This is a genomic window from Lentilactobacillus kefiri (assembly GCF_009739535.1).
GTDB lineage: Bacteria > Bacillota > Bacilli > Lactobacillales > Lactobacillaceae > Lentilactobacillus > Lentilactobacillus kefiri.
In genome coordinates this window covers 568,906-583,297 of record NZ_CP029971.1, presented here as the reverse complement: position 1 = coordinate 583,297, position 14,392 = coordinate 568,906, and the positions used below count along the sequence as shown (strand labels likewise).

At 41.8% G+C, this 14,392-nt stretch carries 15 protein-coding genes and 2 pseudogenes; 9 read left to right on the top strand and 8 right to left on the bottom strand.

Going from position 1 to position 14,392, the window contains the following annotated elements; translation table 11 throughout:
• Complete coding sequence (locus tag DNL43_RS03070; RefSeq protein WP_054769420.1) at positions 1-534, bottom strand: GNAT family N-acetyltransferase; 534 nt, start codon at positions 532-534, stop codon at positions 1-3.
• Positions 535-595: 61 nt separating this feature from the next.
• Here DNL43_RS03070 and DNL43_RS03065 point away from each other — a divergent pair, with 61 nt between their 5' ends.
• On the top strand, positions 596-1,741 hold the full coding sequence (locus DNL43_RS03065; protein WP_056981906.1) for a DUF998 domain-containing protein: 1,146 nt from the start codon (positions 596-598) through the stop codon (positions 1,739-1,741).
• Positions 1,742-1,757: 16 nt separating this feature from the next.
• Positions 1,758-2,390, top strand: a complete 633-nt coding sequence (locus tag DNL43_RS03060; protein ID WP_056981904.1) for a DNA alkylation repair protein — start codon at positions 1,758-1,760, stop codon at positions 2,388-2,390.
• 63 nt (positions 2,391-2,453) lie between these two features.
• Here DNL43_RS03060 and DNL43_RS03055 read toward each other — a convergent pair whose 3' ends face one another.
• Entirely contained in the window at positions 2,454-2,642 is a 189-nt protein-coding gene (locus DNL43_RS03055; protein WP_054769421.1) for a hypothetical protein, read from the bottom strand.
• A 505-nt stretch (positions 2,643-3,147) separates the two neighbouring features.
• On the opposite strand from DNL43_RS03055, the gene abc-f reads away from it, so the two are divergent.
• The gene (gene abc-f, locus DNL43_RS03050) at positions 3,148-4,662 is read left to right on the top strand and encodes a ribosomal protection-like ABC-F family protein (RefSeq protein WP_056981902.1); all 1,515 of its coding nucleotides are present in this window, start codon (positions 3,148-3,150) and stop codon (positions 4,660-4,662) included.
• Positions 4,663-4,731: 69 nt separating this feature from the next.
• Entirely contained in the window at positions 4,732-5,469 is a 738-nt protein-coding gene (locus tag DNL43_RS03045) for an SGNH/GDSL hydrolase family protein (RefSeq protein ID WP_054769422.1), read from the top strand.
• A 52-nt stretch (positions 5,470-5,521) separates the two neighbouring features.
• Here DNL43_RS03045 and DNL43_RS03040 read toward each other — a convergent pair.
• The 3 genes and pseudogenes from DNL43_RS03040 to tenA all read right to left on the bottom strand — a co-directional run.
• A pseudogene (locus DNL43_RS03040) lies at positions 5,522-5,986 on the bottom strand (RBBP9/YdeN family alpha/beta hydrolase); the annotation flags it as partial.
• Positions 5,987-6,000: 14 nt separating this feature from the next.
• A pseudogene (locus DNL43_RS03035) lies at positions 6,001-6,772 on the bottom strand (IS5-like element ISLpl3 family transposase).
• A gap of 241 nt (positions 6,773-7,013) precedes the next feature.
• Positions 7,014-7,673 carry a thiaminase II gene (gene tenA / locus DNL43_RS03030; protein ID WP_056981453.1) on the bottom strand — a complete coding sequence of 220 codons (660 nt, stop codon included), beginning with the start codon at positions 7,671-7,673 and terminating at the stop codon, positions 7,014-7,016.
• A gap of 167 nt (positions 7,674-7,840) precedes the next feature.
• On the opposite strand from tenA, the gene DNL43_RS03025 reads away from it, so the two are divergent.
• Complete coding sequence (locus DNL43_RS03025; RefSeq protein WP_056981451.1) at positions 7,841-8,587, top strand: glucose 1-dehydrogenase; 747 nt, start codon at positions 7,841-7,843, stop codon at positions 8,585-8,587.
• A 61-nt stretch (positions 8,588-8,648) separates the two neighbouring features.
• Here the strand turns inward: DNL43_RS03025 and DNL43_RS03020 are convergent, their stop codons facing one another.
• A complete protein-coding gene (locus DNL43_RS03020; protein ID WP_054769698.1) occupies positions 8,649-9,479 on the bottom strand; it encodes a DNA/RNA non-specific endonuclease in 831 nt (276 codons plus the stop codon).
• Positions 9,480-9,718: 239 nt separating this feature from the next.
• Positions 9,719-10,672, bottom strand: coding sequence for an aldo/keto reductase (locus DNL43_RS03015; RefSeq protein WP_156644994.1), 954 nt, complete (start codon positions 10,670-10,672; stop codon positions 9,719-9,721).
• Positions 10,673-10,786: 114 nt separating this feature from the next.
• Between DNL43_RS03015 and DNL43_RS03010 the strand changes: the two genes are divergently transcribed.
• Positions 10,787-11,401 (top strand): DedA family protein, encoded by a 615-nt coding sequence (locus tag DNL43_RS03010; protein WP_054769696.1) that lies wholly within the window; start codon positions 10,787-10,789, stop codon positions 11,399-11,401.
• 32 nt (positions 11,402-11,433) lie between these two features.
• Here the strand turns inward: DNL43_RS03010 and greA are convergent, their stop codons facing one another.
• On the bottom strand, positions 11,434-11,901 hold the full coding sequence (greA, locus tag DNL43_RS03005; RefSeq protein ID WP_156644992.1) for a transcription elongation factor GreA: 468 nt from the start codon (positions 11,899-11,901) through the stop codon (positions 11,434-11,436).
• Between the two features lie 123 nt (positions 11,902-12,024).
• Between greA and DNL43_RS03000 the strand changes: the two genes are divergently transcribed.
• The 3 genes from DNL43_RS03000 to DNL43_RS02990 all read left to right on the top strand — a co-directional run bounded on the left by DNL43_RS03000 (position 12,025) and on the right by DNL43_RS02990 (position 14,272).
• A complete protein-coding gene (locus DNL43_RS03000; RefSeq protein WP_056981447.1) occupies positions 12,025-12,765 on the top strand; it encodes a hypothetical protein in 741 nt (246 codons plus the stop codon).
• Positions 12,743-13,702, top strand: coding sequence for a serine hydrolase (locus DNL43_RS02995; RefSeq protein ID WP_056981444.1), 960 nt, complete (start codon positions 12,743-12,745; stop codon positions 13,700-13,702). The genes DNL43_RS03000 and DNL43_RS02995 overlap by 23 nt, the downstream gene beginning before the upstream one ends.
• A gap of 219 nt (positions 13,703-13,921) precedes the next feature.
• Positions 13,922-14,272, top strand: coding sequence for an aggregation-promoting factor C-terminal-like domain-containing protein (locus DNL43_RS02990; RefSeq protein WP_054769692.1), 351 nt, complete (start codon positions 13,922-13,924; stop codon positions 14,270-14,272).
• The last annotated feature ends 120 nt before the right edge of the window (positions 14,273-14,392 follow it).

Below are 14,392 nucleotides of genomic sequence, written 5' to 3'. Positions count from 1 at the left end.
CTATTCTGATTTTAATTTTGAATATAGGACCATATCGTGAAATTTGCCGTTATAAAGGGCATATTCCTTTAAAATACCTTCTTGATGGAAGCCTCGTCGTTCAGCTACGGCGCGGCTTTTTTGATTATTAATGTCAGCCAATAATTCCAAACGGTTTAAACCAAGTTCATTAAAGGCAATTTGTTCCAATCGATTTAAGCTCAGTGTCATGATACCCAATCCTTGAAATCTGTCTGCCAGCCAGTATCCAATTTGGGCGCGTTGATTGTCATGACTGAATTCGTGAAGATCAATCATGCCAGCCGGTTCATTATCGACCAAAATAATAGCGAACCAAAAATCACCGTTGGCCATTTTTTCAATGCCGTACTGCAGAAATTTTTGTTCATCGCTTGGGGCCAGCATCGATTTTGCCCATGGAAGCCATTCGCCTAACTTTTTACGATTAGTGTCGATGAGTTCCAACAGCGCATCGGCATCGGTAACCGCTGGAAGTTTTAATGCAATCTTGTCGTTGACTTTATCAATAAACATAGAATCCCTCCTGAATGAACTGGTACAATTAAGTATAACCTTTTTAAGGGAGGAAGACTCGTTGAACGAAAAGCATGTGTTGAAACTGCCCCAAGATCTTAAGGAGCAGTTAGGGGTTGAGCCCGGCACTCAAGTTAAAGTACATATTGGTGCGGACGAAATAAAAATTACAACGCAAAAGCCGGTTGAGATCCGAAAACGCCGGTGGGGCGTGATTATCTTGACGGCAATTATGACTGCCATTTTTCTTGGGTATTTTTTGACACGTAAAATTTATCAAATATCCCTTGTTGGTAGTGAATCGGTCGCTACCATGGTGCTGGTACTGACAACAATAAGCGGATTTTTAAGCTTTGCGGCTGCTTTTATCCAGCTGAAACATCAGTCTGGTTCCGCTGTTGAAGCTGTTTCCTGGCGAAACTTTCCAACTGTCGCGTTATCCTGTACATTAATCAGTTTCATGTTGATGGCGGGGCTGTTCTGGATTGCCGGGAATCTTTTTAAAGGCGCGACTTTTGATTTATTCACTTCGACTGCGCTGTTTGCGTTGATTACCAGTGTTGAAGTTCAAGCCGTCAACAGTATTGTTCCCCAACTGTCCTCCCGACTGTTAACCAATATTTTCATTGCCGTGATTGTCAGTGGCGTCATTTTGGCGATGATCAGTAATCAGAATTTGTATTGGTGGAAGCATAACCTCAGTTTTTTGGGAACAAATCAAGCCGTCGCTTCGTGGGAGTTCAATCTCGCGTTAATATTTGCCGGATTGATTTTGCTTGCACTGGTTGACTATTTATTTGCGTCTTTAAAACGAGTTTTCCCAAAAAGTCGGCAATTACTCGTGTTGAGAATTTTGCTGACGCTTCTGGCAATTGACTTGGCTTTGGTGGGGGTATTTCCAAATAACACTCAGATGCATACGCTGCATACCAGAGTTGCCGGCTACCTGATCTTTTTGGTGCTGGCACTGATCTTTGGAATCAAGTGGCTGTTGCCAGACATTTCCAAAGACTTTTTGCATACCTCCTGGATGATTGCAGCAGCATTGCTGGCAGGCGAGATTCTATTTCAAGTTGTCGGCTACTTGTCTTTGACGGCCTTTGAAATCATGGCATTCCTGCTGGCATTCAGCTGGCTCGTCATGCTGTTTGAACGCCTGAATGATTATTTGGAGCCGATCCAAAATCGACAATATATTATTAAGTGACATACGAGGGTTTCATATGTTTAAAATGACATCAAACAAAGAAAATCAAGTTCCAATGGAACGGTACATGCGCAATCAATTTAAATTTCTGGGGTTAAAAACGCCTCAGCGTAAAGCTGAATCCAAGGCTTATATCAAGGATTCCAAGAAGCTGCCACTGCCGGAAGTTTTTCAAGAAATCGCCGATCTATACAAACGTGATGAGCGTGAATACCAATATGTCGCAATTGATATGGCGTATGCCAACGTAAGACGATTGAGCTTTGAAGACATTCAATCTTTAACCCGGTATATTCAAATTAAGTCGTGGTGGGATACTGTTGATACCTGGCGAAAAATATTTGGCACCTTTGTCGTTCTCCATCCAGAGGAAAAGAAGCGGGTATTCAGTTTGTTCTATAAACACAACAATTTCTGGATGCGGCGACTTTCGATTGATTTGCAGTTACTTGAAAAAGAAACTTTGGACACCGAGCTGTTGACCAAGGCGATTGAATATGACATTCACACAGATCAATTCTTTATTCAAAAGGGGATTGGCTGGGCGCTGCGAAATTACAGTAAGTTCAATCCAAACTGGGTCCGCAAGTTCGTGGCCAGTCATGATTTATCTAAGCTTGCTGTTCGGGAAGGGACAAAATATGTCTAAAAAAAGCCCACGCCTATCAGGTTCCCCTAATGCACGTGGGTTGATTCCTGGCACTTTACCAAATTAATGTCTGGATGCCAAGTGGTGATCTGTAAATCTGAATCCGGTAAACACAATAATAGCTGCGACAAGGAATGATAACAAGCCTGGAACCATGTTAGTGAAGCCAGCGCTTGCCATGATTGATGCAAGAATTGTACCAAATACTAAAGTTAACAAACCAATCAAGGTGATTTTCAAGTTCTCATCCATAAAATCGCTCCCCGTACTATTAGTTGTTACAAAACCACAAACAGTTTACAGATAAAACCAACAATTTATTCAGTTAACAAGGTAAATTGTTTGCGCTTTCTTTACACCTACATTGTAACGTATCCGGACTAAAAATACAGCCTTTTTACCGCATTTAAAAGGGTTTATTTTTTACTTGGGAAATGACGATTTTAAATCAAATTTAACTGCCAAGCTGGACAAAAAATTGATCGTATGTAACAATAGCTTTAACGAAATTCAAAACGAAAAGGAAGTGAAGCCCATTGAAGATTGCAAATCGTTAATACAGAATTTTATAAGTAATCACTGTTCAAAACAGGGGTTATTCTGTGCGATTTGGCAATTTTAATGGGTATCATATTTCCGTGGGTTCAAGGACTCGCAAATATACTCAAAAGATATTTCAGGATAGCCTGCGTGCAAGTGTGCACTCAGGCTTTTTTGATGCATGGGATCCCTGATTGAACCTTTATGAGGTGAAATAATGGGAACAATCAAAATTACAAATTTATCATTTAGATACGCGGGTATGCCAAGCAATATTTTTGATCAATTCAACTTGAATATTGACGAAAGTTGGAAGCTTGGATTGATTGGCAGAAACGGCCGAGGAAAGACGACTTTTTTAAAAATCCTGCTGGGTAAGCTTGATTATTTGGGTGACATTAACACCAATATCCATTTTGAATACTTTCCCCAGACCATCGATGATCCCAGTCAGGCAACTCAAACCATCCTTTTAACGTTGGCCGGCTTGGACGAAAGCGAGTTGTGGAAGATTCAAGTTGAAATGGACAAATTACAGCTGAATGATCAGGTGTTGGGTCGTCCATTTCAGACATTGAGTCCGGGTGAACGGACTAAAGCACTGCTGGCAGTTATGTTTGTTGATAACCGGGCATTTCAGCTGATCGATGAACCGACGAATCATTTGGACATTGAAGGAAGAAAAGTTGTGGCGGAATACTTAAAGCATAAGCAGGGCTTTATTGTCGTCAGCCACGACCGCTATTTTATTGATCAAGTCATTGACCACGTCTTGTCCATTGACCGAACCAAGATTCAATTATTTGCCGGAAACTTTGAAACCTGGTCTGACCAGTATGAACGGGAAAATCAAAGCCAGCTGGCTAAAAAGAAACATCTTCAAAAGGAAATTGGCCGACTGAAGTCCAGTGCCCAAGAGGCGAAACAATGGGCAGGCAGTGCCGAAAACAAGAAAAAGAAAAGCATAAAAGACGATCATCATGCCAACGTGGACAAAGGCTTTGTTGGTCACAAAGCCGCCAAAGTCATGAAGCGATCCAAAAACACCTTGAAACGGACGGAAAAAGATATTGAGCAAAAGCAGTCCCTGTTAAAAAATGTTGATGAGGTTGTTTCACTCAGCATGAATTATGAACGACCACATCAGGACTATCTATTAAGAGTCGAAAACTTGCAGGTCGAGCAAAACGGCCGCGTGTTAAATCAGCCGTTGAGCTTTGATTTAAAACACGATCAGAGACGCGTCTTATTTGGCCCAAACGGCATTGGCAAGACAACCATGATTAAAGCGATTATGGGAGACAAACAGTTAGTTGCATCCGGAAGCATTGCCATGGCACCGACAATTCACGTCTCATATTTAACCCAAAACTTTGAAGTGTTGCAAGGATCCATTCAAGCGTATGCGGATCGTTTTGGCATTGCATTGAATAATTTGTTGAATATGCTTAGAAAGCTGGGCTTTGAACGATCGGCCTTTACCGAGAATTTAGCCGATTTAAGTATGGGTCAAAAGCGGAAAGTGTCACTGGCCCGATCACTGTGCGAAAAGGCGAACCTTTATATTTGGGATGAGCCGCTGAATTATCTTGACGTCATTACCCGCCAACAAATTCAAAGCATGATCTTGAAATTTCAGCCGACGATGCTTATCATAGACCACGATAAAGACTTTATTGATGAGGTTAAGACAGCACCGTTATTGCGGATTGAACGGCTCAGTGAAAAATAAGGTGTACTTCTGAGACACTTTGTTATAAGATGTCTTAGACATTGTTGTGGAAATTTCAAGGGAGTTAAAATGCCAAAACATTCAATTAAGAAACATTCAGTTGCAAAATCGTTATTATTAAGCCTCGGGGCAATCGTAGTTGTGGGCTTGTTGATGTTCAGTATCGGCAAGGTGTCCCAAGGCAATAATAGTCACTCAACGACTACCCGCAGCGCAAAGCAGGTCAAAAAGGCCAAGTTGGCCAAGAAAGTTGCCAAAATTCATTTGACCAAGCACGAAAAGAAAGTTGCCCGAAAATACAAATTAAACAAATTGGAAACCAGAACAGCTTCCAAGACCCATATCACTGCAATCGGTGATTCCGTAATGATTGATGTTAAACCGGATGTTAAGCAGGTTTTCCGTCACAGTGCGGTGAGTGGTTCGGTTGGCCGTCAGTTCTATTCATTGCCGGGAATTGTCCGACATCTGAAAGCCAGAGGTCACTTGGCTAAATACATCGTTATTAATTTGGGAATTAATGGTCCGCCAACTCAGCATGATATTAATTCCGTGTTAAAAACCCTTGGTAAGAAACGCCAGATCTTCTGGATTAATACCAGAGTGCCAAGACATTGGCAGAACACGACAAATCGGATGATCAGCAAGAATGCCAAGAAGCATTCCAACGTTCATTTGGTTAACTGGTACAAAGCCAGCAAAGGCCACAAGGGCTGGTACGCCAGCGATCGGGTCCATTTGGATTTGACCGGTGAAAAGTATTACACCCGGACATTGGCTAAGAAAGTTTCCGAAGTGTTAAATTAAAAAATAAAATCGTTTCGAATTCACTCATTACATGTGGATTCGAAACGATTTTTTATTTAAGCAGCTGTTTGAGTTCTTCAAAAGCAATTGGTAGTTGTTGATCTTTCCCGGTTTCTGTGAAGTGGTGACCGGATGGCATCAACACGAACTTTGAATGTAGGTGGCGGGCCAACGTTAATGTATATGGATATGGGACAATATCGTCGTTGAGTGCCGAAATCACCGTAACTTTCCGGATTTTGGGCAGGACTCTGGTGTAATCAACGGGATGTTCGGTAAATGGATTGAGTTCAGGTAGTGTCCAAATGGGTTCGTCAAAGCCAGAGATCAGTAAAACATTGATGTTGTGAATGTCATGTTGATCTAAATAATGAAGAACCTGGATGCATCCGAGACTGTGACCAACCAGAGTGATATTGTCTTCAGCCTTGATGTGGGTGTCACAATACTGATCCCAAGCGCTGACAACGGGATGATCCGAATCTGGAAAGCTTAATCTTTTAAATGGTGTGTTTAGGGTCCGTCTGAAAACTACTTAAGTAAGATGCAAATTGAGGCAATGTAAACCGTAGCCAGATAAACATGAGCGAGCTTATCATAACGCGTTGCAATCCTACGAAAGTTCTTCAACTGATTGAAGAAGTTCTCAATCAAATGGCGCTCACAATAAACGTGGTAATCACAGGTCCACTTGTCTTTGGTATTTTCCTTTGGCGGAATGGTATAGACGCCTGCTTTATCTTCAATATACTGGCGAAGTTTCGCGGTGCCATAGGCTTTATCCGCGATAATATTTGATTGAGAAATATCGAAGCCTTCCAGCAACTCACTGGCAACTTGGCTATCATGTACTTGACCACCTGTTAGGCGAAAACCCAAGGGATTCCCTAATCCGTCAACGAGTGCGTGAATCTTGGTCGTTCGGCCACCTCGACTTAGTCCAATAGCTTGATTTTCGACCATACATTCGGCGTTTTTTTTGCCCCAGTGGCCTTTTGATGCGCTCGAACGATCGTTGAATCTAAGCTCAAGTTTTCCATGTCGGGATCGTCAATCAATTCGAGAAAAACCTGTTCGAACAAGCCTGAACTTACCCAGGCTCGGAAGCGACTATACACCGTTTTCCAAGAGCCATAGCGTTCAGGTAGATCACGCCAAGGAGCCCCGCTGCGCATGAGCCAGAGGATAGCGTTGAGGGCGGGTTGTCTAGGCTTGATGGACGGCCAGTCCGGTATGGCGGGAAGTATCCTTTGATTCGGTCCCACTGAGCATCTTCCAGTTCGTATCGTTTAGGTGTTGTCATCGGAATGCCTCGATTCGTTTTTCCTCAGATTATACCTGAATTTTTAGTTTTCAGACAGTCCCTAATTCAGATTCAACTTTTTTCTGCAGCCATGGAAACCAATGATCGTCAGGGCTGGCTGTGTAACCATGAAACATATAGATGGGCATTTTTGATTAAACTCCTTTAGTTTGTCGTGAGATTTTTGGTGCTTTATGTTATGCGGCGAAAATGGCTGTTGATGAAATGAGGGGGGCTCGGGTTACCACATCTCATGTCGATAGGCCATTTCCCAGAAGTGCAGTTCAAAGTAGCTGCTTCTAAGGAACGCCGTTTGCATTTGTTCCTGCTCCTCTGCATCGGCCTCGTTGCCTAATTGATCGACAATTTGAATCATTTTGGCCGTGGCATTCGTGAATGCTTTGCTGTCGTATGTTTCAATGAATTGCTGGTAAACTTTGATTGGCGAGCCTGCTTTGATGAGCAGTTTACCGATTTCGTTATACAGCCAGTAGCATGGCAACAGCGCGGCAGCTGCCCTCGACGGTGTGCCTTCATTGAGTTCATGATACATATGGGTAACGTAACTATACGCATTTGGAGCAATTTCAGTTTGATTGATTTCTTGTTGGGTAATATTTAATTCCTGAAAGAAGGCTGTTCGGACTTCTTTTTCACTGTCATTAAACCCTTGAGTACCGGCATATAGGAATTGTTTGATGTCGGGATCATCCATTTGGTCGGCAATCTTTGCATGAAGTGCCGCAAAGTTTTCCAGGTAATACCGGTCTTGTTTCAAGTAGTATCGGAAAGTCTGTTGGGGCAATGAGCCGGCAGAAAGTTGCTTGATGAAGGGATGATTGAAGCTTGATTCCCAAAGTGGTTCTGATTGTTTATGCATGGTGTCCGTGATTTTTGCCATTGTCTTAACTCCTTGTATCCAGTTAGTGACATGTTTGAGAATATTCTACCATGATAATGAATAGGCAACGACCTCAATTGATATGTGAATGAATGAGCAGAATGATTGATATTGAAAATCAGCTCGGTTACACTGATGGCGTAAAGGACAGAAGGGAGAGGTTATATATGGATCGTTTGAAAGATAAAGTTGCAATTATCACTGGCGGTGTTGCAGGTATCGGCCTGGGAATCGCTGAATGTTATATTCGTGAGGGCGCCAAAGTTGTTTTGACTGCCAACCATAATGTTGATGGCGGTAAAAAGGCGGTTGAAAAGTTTGGTGACGACAAGTCATTATTTGTTCAGCAGGATGTTGCCGATGAAAAGTCATGGCAAAACACTGTTCAAAAAGCAATCGATAAATTTGGCAAGGTTGATATTGTGGTTAACAACGCCGGTGTCGGCGGTAAGAATGGACCACTCGAAGATTTGAGCCTGGAAGACTGGCAGCAAGTCATCAATGTCAACTTAACTGGAACCTTTCTTGGTGAAAAATATGGCATTAAAGCCATGAAGAAATATGCTGGTGGCAAGGGATCAATTATCAACATTTCATCCGTTGCCGGTCTGGTTGGCCTGCCAATGAGCCCAGCTTATTCGGCAAGTAAAGGCGGTAGCCGGTTATTAACCCATGCAACTGCTTTGGCACTTGCACAGGAGAAACTTGATATTCGCGTGAACAACGTCCATCCCGGCTGGATCGCAACTGATATTATTCCCAAGGGATATGAGGAAGCTATCACTAAGACGATCCCTGTTGGCCACATGGGTGAACCAGTTGATATTGGTGAAATCTGTATTTACCTTGGTAGCGATGAATCCAAATTCGCCAACGGTGCCGATTTTGTCATTGATGGCGCACAACGGGCATAATTATTTGAATCAAAAAGGATCCGCAAGATGCGGGTCCTTTTTTGTGCGAATGTTTATTGTTTTATGGTTCGGGTACTTTCATATTCCGATCAATGTGAGATCTGCCAGTTGAATAGTCGAACTGAATATTGGGTTGAACGTTAAACAGGTAAACGTTGAAGTTTAAAGATTTGTTTGTTGAAATGGCTTCGAGATGAATGCCCCTTGCCATGAGTTCGTTTCCTCTAAAAATCGGTTTGGCAAAGAAAATCACTTTATTGCCCCGGCGAAGAGATTCGCGGACTTTACTTTCAAAAATCGTTTGCACCTGTTGGTTGGAAAAGCTGGTCTGGGTGAATAAGTTTTTCGGATTATTTTGGTCCCCGGAAGTGTCAGTTGGGTTATATTTCCCAGATGAGCTGATTCCACCGGAGATTGAATAGGCAATTAAGTGGCCACGGTTGATAATCGGCTGGCCATCCATGAACTTTTGATGCCAAGCGGTCGGTTCCACAAATTGACGAACCCGGTTTTGGTCTGATACCACATTGCAGGATTCCAAGTATGCCAAGTTGCCGGTACTGGTGCGGTGAAAGTTATCCAAGTTTGAATAAATGACCTTGTTGGTTTTCCAAGTATTAGGATCCAGTTTCGCCTTATTGTGGTTGACGAAGACATAACTCGGATCGCCGGAATGATAATCAAGTTTGGCTAATTGGTCGGTGGCAACACTTTTATTTGAATGAAAAAGGGAACTGGAAATTTGGCTGATAAAGGCTGTAAAGCTGTTTGACTGTTGACCGACACCCAGCCACATGCCACCAAGAATGACAACCAGGGCGACTAAGCTCTTGAGCCATGGATGACGGCTTTTTTGATGATAAGTCTTATGGTACTTTTTATGTTGACTCATGATTAACCTCAATTCTATATGTAGACTCTGCCTTCAAACATACCAAAAAAGGTTGTTTGAAGGCAAGCGTATTGGAAAAGTATGCACACTTAGGTGCATTTTGCCAGGGGAAGCAAAGATGACTCTTCAGCCATCATTAAATAAATACGTAAAAAGACCAACCAAATTTTTCCGGGTTGATCTTTTTTGTGGTTTTATTTTTATCGACTATTACCAATATACTTGGCAGCAATTGATTTTTAAGGCAAATCGTTTCCGGCTGCGAAGAACAGATCGTACCATTCTTGTTTAGTCAAGTCGACGTCTGCACCTGAAGCACTGTCCTTGATATGTTCTGGATTCATTGTTCCAAGCAATACTTGGACGTGAGCAGGATGTCTGAGAATCCAGGCAGTGGCAATGGCATCCTTTGAAACACCATACTTTTTACCCAGTTCTGCTAATTTGTCATTTAACTTCTTGAACTTCGGATCGTTGATGTACATGCCGGCAAACAAGCCGTAGTTGAATGGTGACCATGCTTGAATCGTCATGTTCTTGCGACGTGAATATTCCATGATTCCGCCGTCGTGCATGATGCTGCCGTCATCAATCATGTTGACGTGCATGCCTTCCTTAATCATTCCTGAATGAACAACGTTAAATTGTAACTGGTTAATTAACAAACGTTGGCTAATCCATGATTGAACCATTTCAACTTGTTGGGGGTTGAAGTTTGAAACACCAAAGTGGCGGACTTTACCTTCGCGTTGTAATGTATCAAATGCATCGGCAATGTCGTCAGCTTCCATTAATGGATCTGGACGGTGAAGCAGGAATGAATCCAAATAATCGATGCCCATTCGCTTCAAAATGCCGTCAACAGAATCAATCAGGTGCTGCTTGGAGAAGTCATATCTTTGGCCAAATACTAAGCCATCATGGCTTCGGGCCGGATCCAAAATAATACCGCCTTTGGATTGAATGAACAGTTTGTCACGAGAAATACCGGATGCTTTTAGTGCTTCTCTGAATTTGTTTTCAGATTCGCCACCACCATAGATGTCGGCTGAATCAATAAAGTTAATCCCGGTATCAACCGCAGTTTCAAGTGTTTTGGCTGCGTCAGCGGTTTCCATACCAGCCATGCGCATAATGCCAAGTGCAACTGCAGATGCTTCAAAATTTGTATTACCAATTTTTACAGTTTTCATGATCATCCTCCTTTGTTAATACCTTAATTATACGGCATTCAATGAGGGTTTCCAAAGATGATTCTTTTGGATATGTTATAATTCTGATACTTACAAACGAAATGAGGAACCAATTTGAGCGAAAATACCATTATTGAATTGATTAATCAGTATGGGTATCTCGGAATTGCCTTCTTGATCGCAATTGAGAATATCTTTCCGCCGATTCCTTCCGAACTGGTATTGATATTTACAGGTTATTTGACCGTTACCAGCAAGATGACGATTTGGGGATCGGTTCTTGCGGCGACAGCGGGCGCGTTGATTGGAGCCATCGCTTTATATGGCGTGGGTCGGCTCTTGAGTGTGAAGCAGATTGAAAAATTGGTTTCCGGTCGATTGGGCAAATTGATGCGGTTAAAGCCTGCCGATATTGAAAAAGCCGCCAGGTATTTTAATAACCATGGTGGCAAGGCCATTCTATTAGGCCGGTGTATTCCGGTTGTCCGGAGCCTGATTTCGATTCCTGCCGGGATGACCGGTTTTCCCTTTAGCCGGTTCTGTTTACTAACAACCATTGGAACCGTTGTTTGGAATACTATTCTGATCATCATTGGTCATTTTGCCGGTCGTGCCTGGGATCAGATCCTCGGGATTGTTGATGAGTGGCTGATGGTCATTTTGGTTGTCGTTGTTGTGATTGTGGGCTGTTATTTGTATTACAAATTCTCCAGAAAAAGTGAGTCATGAATCCACAAAAGGACCGGCAGATGCCGGTCCTTTTAAACTTTAATCGAAACAATTTTAATTTTATACGTTAATTGTGGTGCCGAAACCGTGACAACGTCCCCCGAATGATGATTTAATAATGCGGCGCCAATTGGTGAGGCAATTGAAATCTTATTATGATCAATATCAACTTCCGGGGTTCCAACGATTTCATAAGTGTCCGTGGAATGATCATCCATAAATTCAAAGGTGACCGTTTTACCAACTTCGACTGTATCGTTGTTGGAATGGGTGTAAACCTGCGCATATTGAAGCTCCTTACGTAAGAACCTGAGTCTGCTTTCCAGATGACGAAGCTCTCTTTTGGCAGCACTATACTCGGCATTTTCCGAGAGGTCCCCGAGTGCCCGGGCATCTGCCAGATTTTTAATTTTTGCTGGACGGGAATTTTCAAGATCGCGAATTTCAGAGGCAATTTTGTCATACCCGTACTTGGTAATTTTATTAAAATGAGGTTCCATCGAATATCCCTCCCACAGATTAGTATACATTAAAACGAGTTTAGCAGAATTCCCATTGTTAAGATTGTGATTTTAAACTATTATATAATAGAATAACATTCTAATTATATGTGGGAGATTACAATGAAAAAATTTGGGGTAGTTCTAAGTGTGTTGGCTGCATTTACATTCGCTGTTGCCGGATGTTCGAGTAAAAGTGCTAGTGATAACAACAAGCCAAAGGTAAGTTCCAAAGAGCAAAACAAGATTTCGGAGTACGAAGGAATTATCAAATCCGCTCGTACCTTGAATGAAAGTGGCAATTATAAGGCTTCAAACAAAACACTGAATAGTATTCGGATTGCTGATTTAAGCAAGAGTGGATTTGGTTCCCTTAAAACGGAATATTTCCAGCTGCAGAAGAGCAATGATGCCTTCCTGCTTAAAAAAGCCAAGAAGCAAAATCAGACTGCTAATACCAACTCGAATGGTGGAACAACAGATTTGAGCACGAATGATAGTTTTTCAAGTTATTCAAAATTTACCGGAGACTATCAATTTTATAACTATGATCCCGATCGACTTCAGAGTGATTTAATCATTGATTCCGATGGAACGGTGGATCAGGAAAATACAGACGGCACGAGTCTCCATGGTGTTGCCACCATTTCTGCCGACAGCCAAAGTGGCATTTTATCGTATGATGTGACAACCGGAACAAATAAGACCAAAAACATTAATGCCAACGTTAAAATTGACGTGACATGGAGTAATGGCCAAGTTGAAACCTATTATGGATATACATCATATGATGGTAATTCAGTATTGACTGATGGCAAAACTTATCATGGAGACCTTGTAAATGAAGTTTGGGTTAAGTATTAAAGTTGCTGCTTTACTGAGCTTGCTGGTGTTATCAGGATGTTCGACGCAGAAGCACAGTACAGAGCAGGCTCATTCAACAAGTAGTTCAGTCCAGAAATCCAGTCAACGGACTAAAACGCCAGAAAAAAAGAAACAGGTTAAAAGCAGTTCTGAAAATGGCCAAATTCAGCATGCACTGCAAACTTGCGTGAATGATGCATCCAAAAAGACCTCCGGCTACGTCAAGGTAATTGGTGATCATCAGGCAATTCATATTAATGGCAGCCGTCGTCAACGTTCTGCCAGTGATATTAAAATATTTGTTATGGTTGAAGCTTTTCGACAGATTAAAGCCGGAACATTACATTTGAATGATATGGTTTCGATTCCACAGGATGACAAGGTGGGTGGAACAGGGCAGTTGGCCAATCAAGATACCAACAGGCTAAGTTGCATTAATTTGCTGAATTTGATGATCAAAAACAGTGATAACACGGCAACTAATGTGTTGATTGACAAGCTTGGCGGCTTGGCACCAATTAACAAATCAATTCAAGAACTGGGTTGCAACAACACCAGAATTCAAAGAAAAATGTTGGATTACACGGCTTTAAAGGCCGGCCGAGACAACTATACAAGTGCAGATGATGTTGGCAAGACGTTAAATGCGATCTACACAGGTCAGTTGCTTGGATCAAATTACGATGCTCAAATGTTGCAATTGTTGAAAGGCAATGCCAACCAGTCGAAAATTCCGGCATTAATTAGGGGATCAGCAACGATTTATAACAAAACCGGTGAATTTCCAGATTACGGCGTTCAAAATGACGCAGCAATCATTAAACACAAGAATCGAGCATTTATTGCGGTCGTTTTATCCGAGAATGGCAGCCAAAATTCCCAGATAAAAGCAATGAATATTCTCGGAAAACAGCTATTTCAAACAATTTTCGAATAATTAACATAAAAAAATCGGTGAATTCCACGTGAATTTCACCGATTTTTTCGTTTTACGATTGCCGTTATATAAGCGCTTACTCATGATATGTTATGAGAATGTTACTAAAACGGGTTTCAGCTTAACAGGCTTGTAATTTTCTGGACACGTGCCTGTAAATAGCAAGGAGTATATTCTTCAGTGTTGATTAAACACGAAACGAAAGGAATAATATATTTCATGAAACTCAAAAAGATCATTATCGCATTAATGACTGCATTAACTTTCTATGGCACTATGAACGTTGCCGCATCCACTGAAATCGCAGAAGCTAAAACTACTAAAGTATATAAATCACATTTATCAAAGGCTAACCAAAAAGCCAAGAACTGGATCGCTTATCACGAATCACGCGGTTCATACCATGCCCGCAATGGTCGCTACATCGGCCGTTACCAATTAAGTGCTTCATACTTACATGGTAACTACTCAAAAGCCAACCAGGAAAAGACTGCTGATCATTATGTTCATGCACGTTACGGTAGCTGGGTTAACGCCAAGCACCACTGGAAAGCATACGGCTGGTATTGATAATCAGCTCAATTAAATTAACTTTTTGAAAGTCGAAACGAAGTCGGTTTCGGCTTTTTTATTCGGTATTTTTGGGGCTAAGCTGTAAGCAATTCATAACAACGGATTTTTCATGGAATT

What these genes read in the sequence shown, in the direction of transcription:
- DNL43_RS03000 (WP_056981447.1), top strand. Translation starts at nt 12,025, where the DNA reads ATGAAAAAATTTGGGGTAGTTCTAAGTGTGTTGGCTGCATTTACATTC.
- DNL43_RS02995 (WP_056981444.1), top strand. Translation starts at nt 12,743, where the DNA reads ATGAAGTTTGGGTTAAGTATTAAAGTTGCTGCTTTACTGAGCTTGCTG.
- DNL43_RS03070 (WP_054769420.1), bottom strand. Translation starts at nt 534, where the DNA reads ATGTTTATTGATAAAGTCAACGACAAGATTGCATTAAAACTTCCAGCG.
- DNL43_RS02990 (WP_054769692.1), top strand. Translation starts at nt 13,922, where the DNA reads ATGAAACTCAAAAAGATCATTATCGCATTAATGACTGCATTAACTTTC.
- DNL43_RS03020 (WP_054769698.1), bottom strand. Translation starts at nt 9,479, where the DNA reads ATGAGTCAACATAAAAAGTACCATAAGACTTATCATCAAAAAAGCCGT.
- DNL43_RS03045 (WP_054769422.1), top strand. Translation starts at nt 4,732, where the DNA reads ATGCCAAAACATTCAATTAAGAAACATTCAGTTGCAAAATCGTTATTA.
- tenA (WP_056981453.1), bottom strand. Translation starts at nt 7,673, where the DNA reads ATGGCAAAAATCACGGACACCATGCATAAACAATCAGAACCACTTTGG.
- greA (WP_156644992.1), bottom strand. Translation starts at nt 11,901, where the DNA reads ATGGAACCTCATTTTAATAAAATTACCAAGTACGGGTATGACAAAATT.
- DNL43_RS03025 (WP_056981451.1), top strand. Translation starts at nt 7,841, where the DNA reads ATGGATCGTTTGAAAGATAAAGTTGCAATTATCACTGGCGGTGTTGCA.
- abc-f (WP_056981902.1), top strand. Translation starts at nt 3,148, where the DNA reads ATGGGAACAATCAAAATTACAAATTTATCATTTAGATACGCGGGTATG.
- DNL43_RS03015 (WP_156644994.1), bottom strand. Translation starts at nt 10,672, where the DNA reads ATGAAAACTGTAAAAATTGGTAATACAAATTTTGAAGCATCTGCAGTT.
- DNL43_RS03055 (WP_054769421.1), bottom strand. Translation starts at nt 2,642, where the DNA reads ATGGATGAGAACTTGAAAATCACCTTGATTGGTTTGTTAACTTTAGTA.
- DNL43_RS03060 (WP_056981904.1), top strand. Translation starts at nt 1,758, where the DNA reads ATGTTTAAAATGACATCAAACAAAGAAAATCAAGTTCCAATGGAACGG.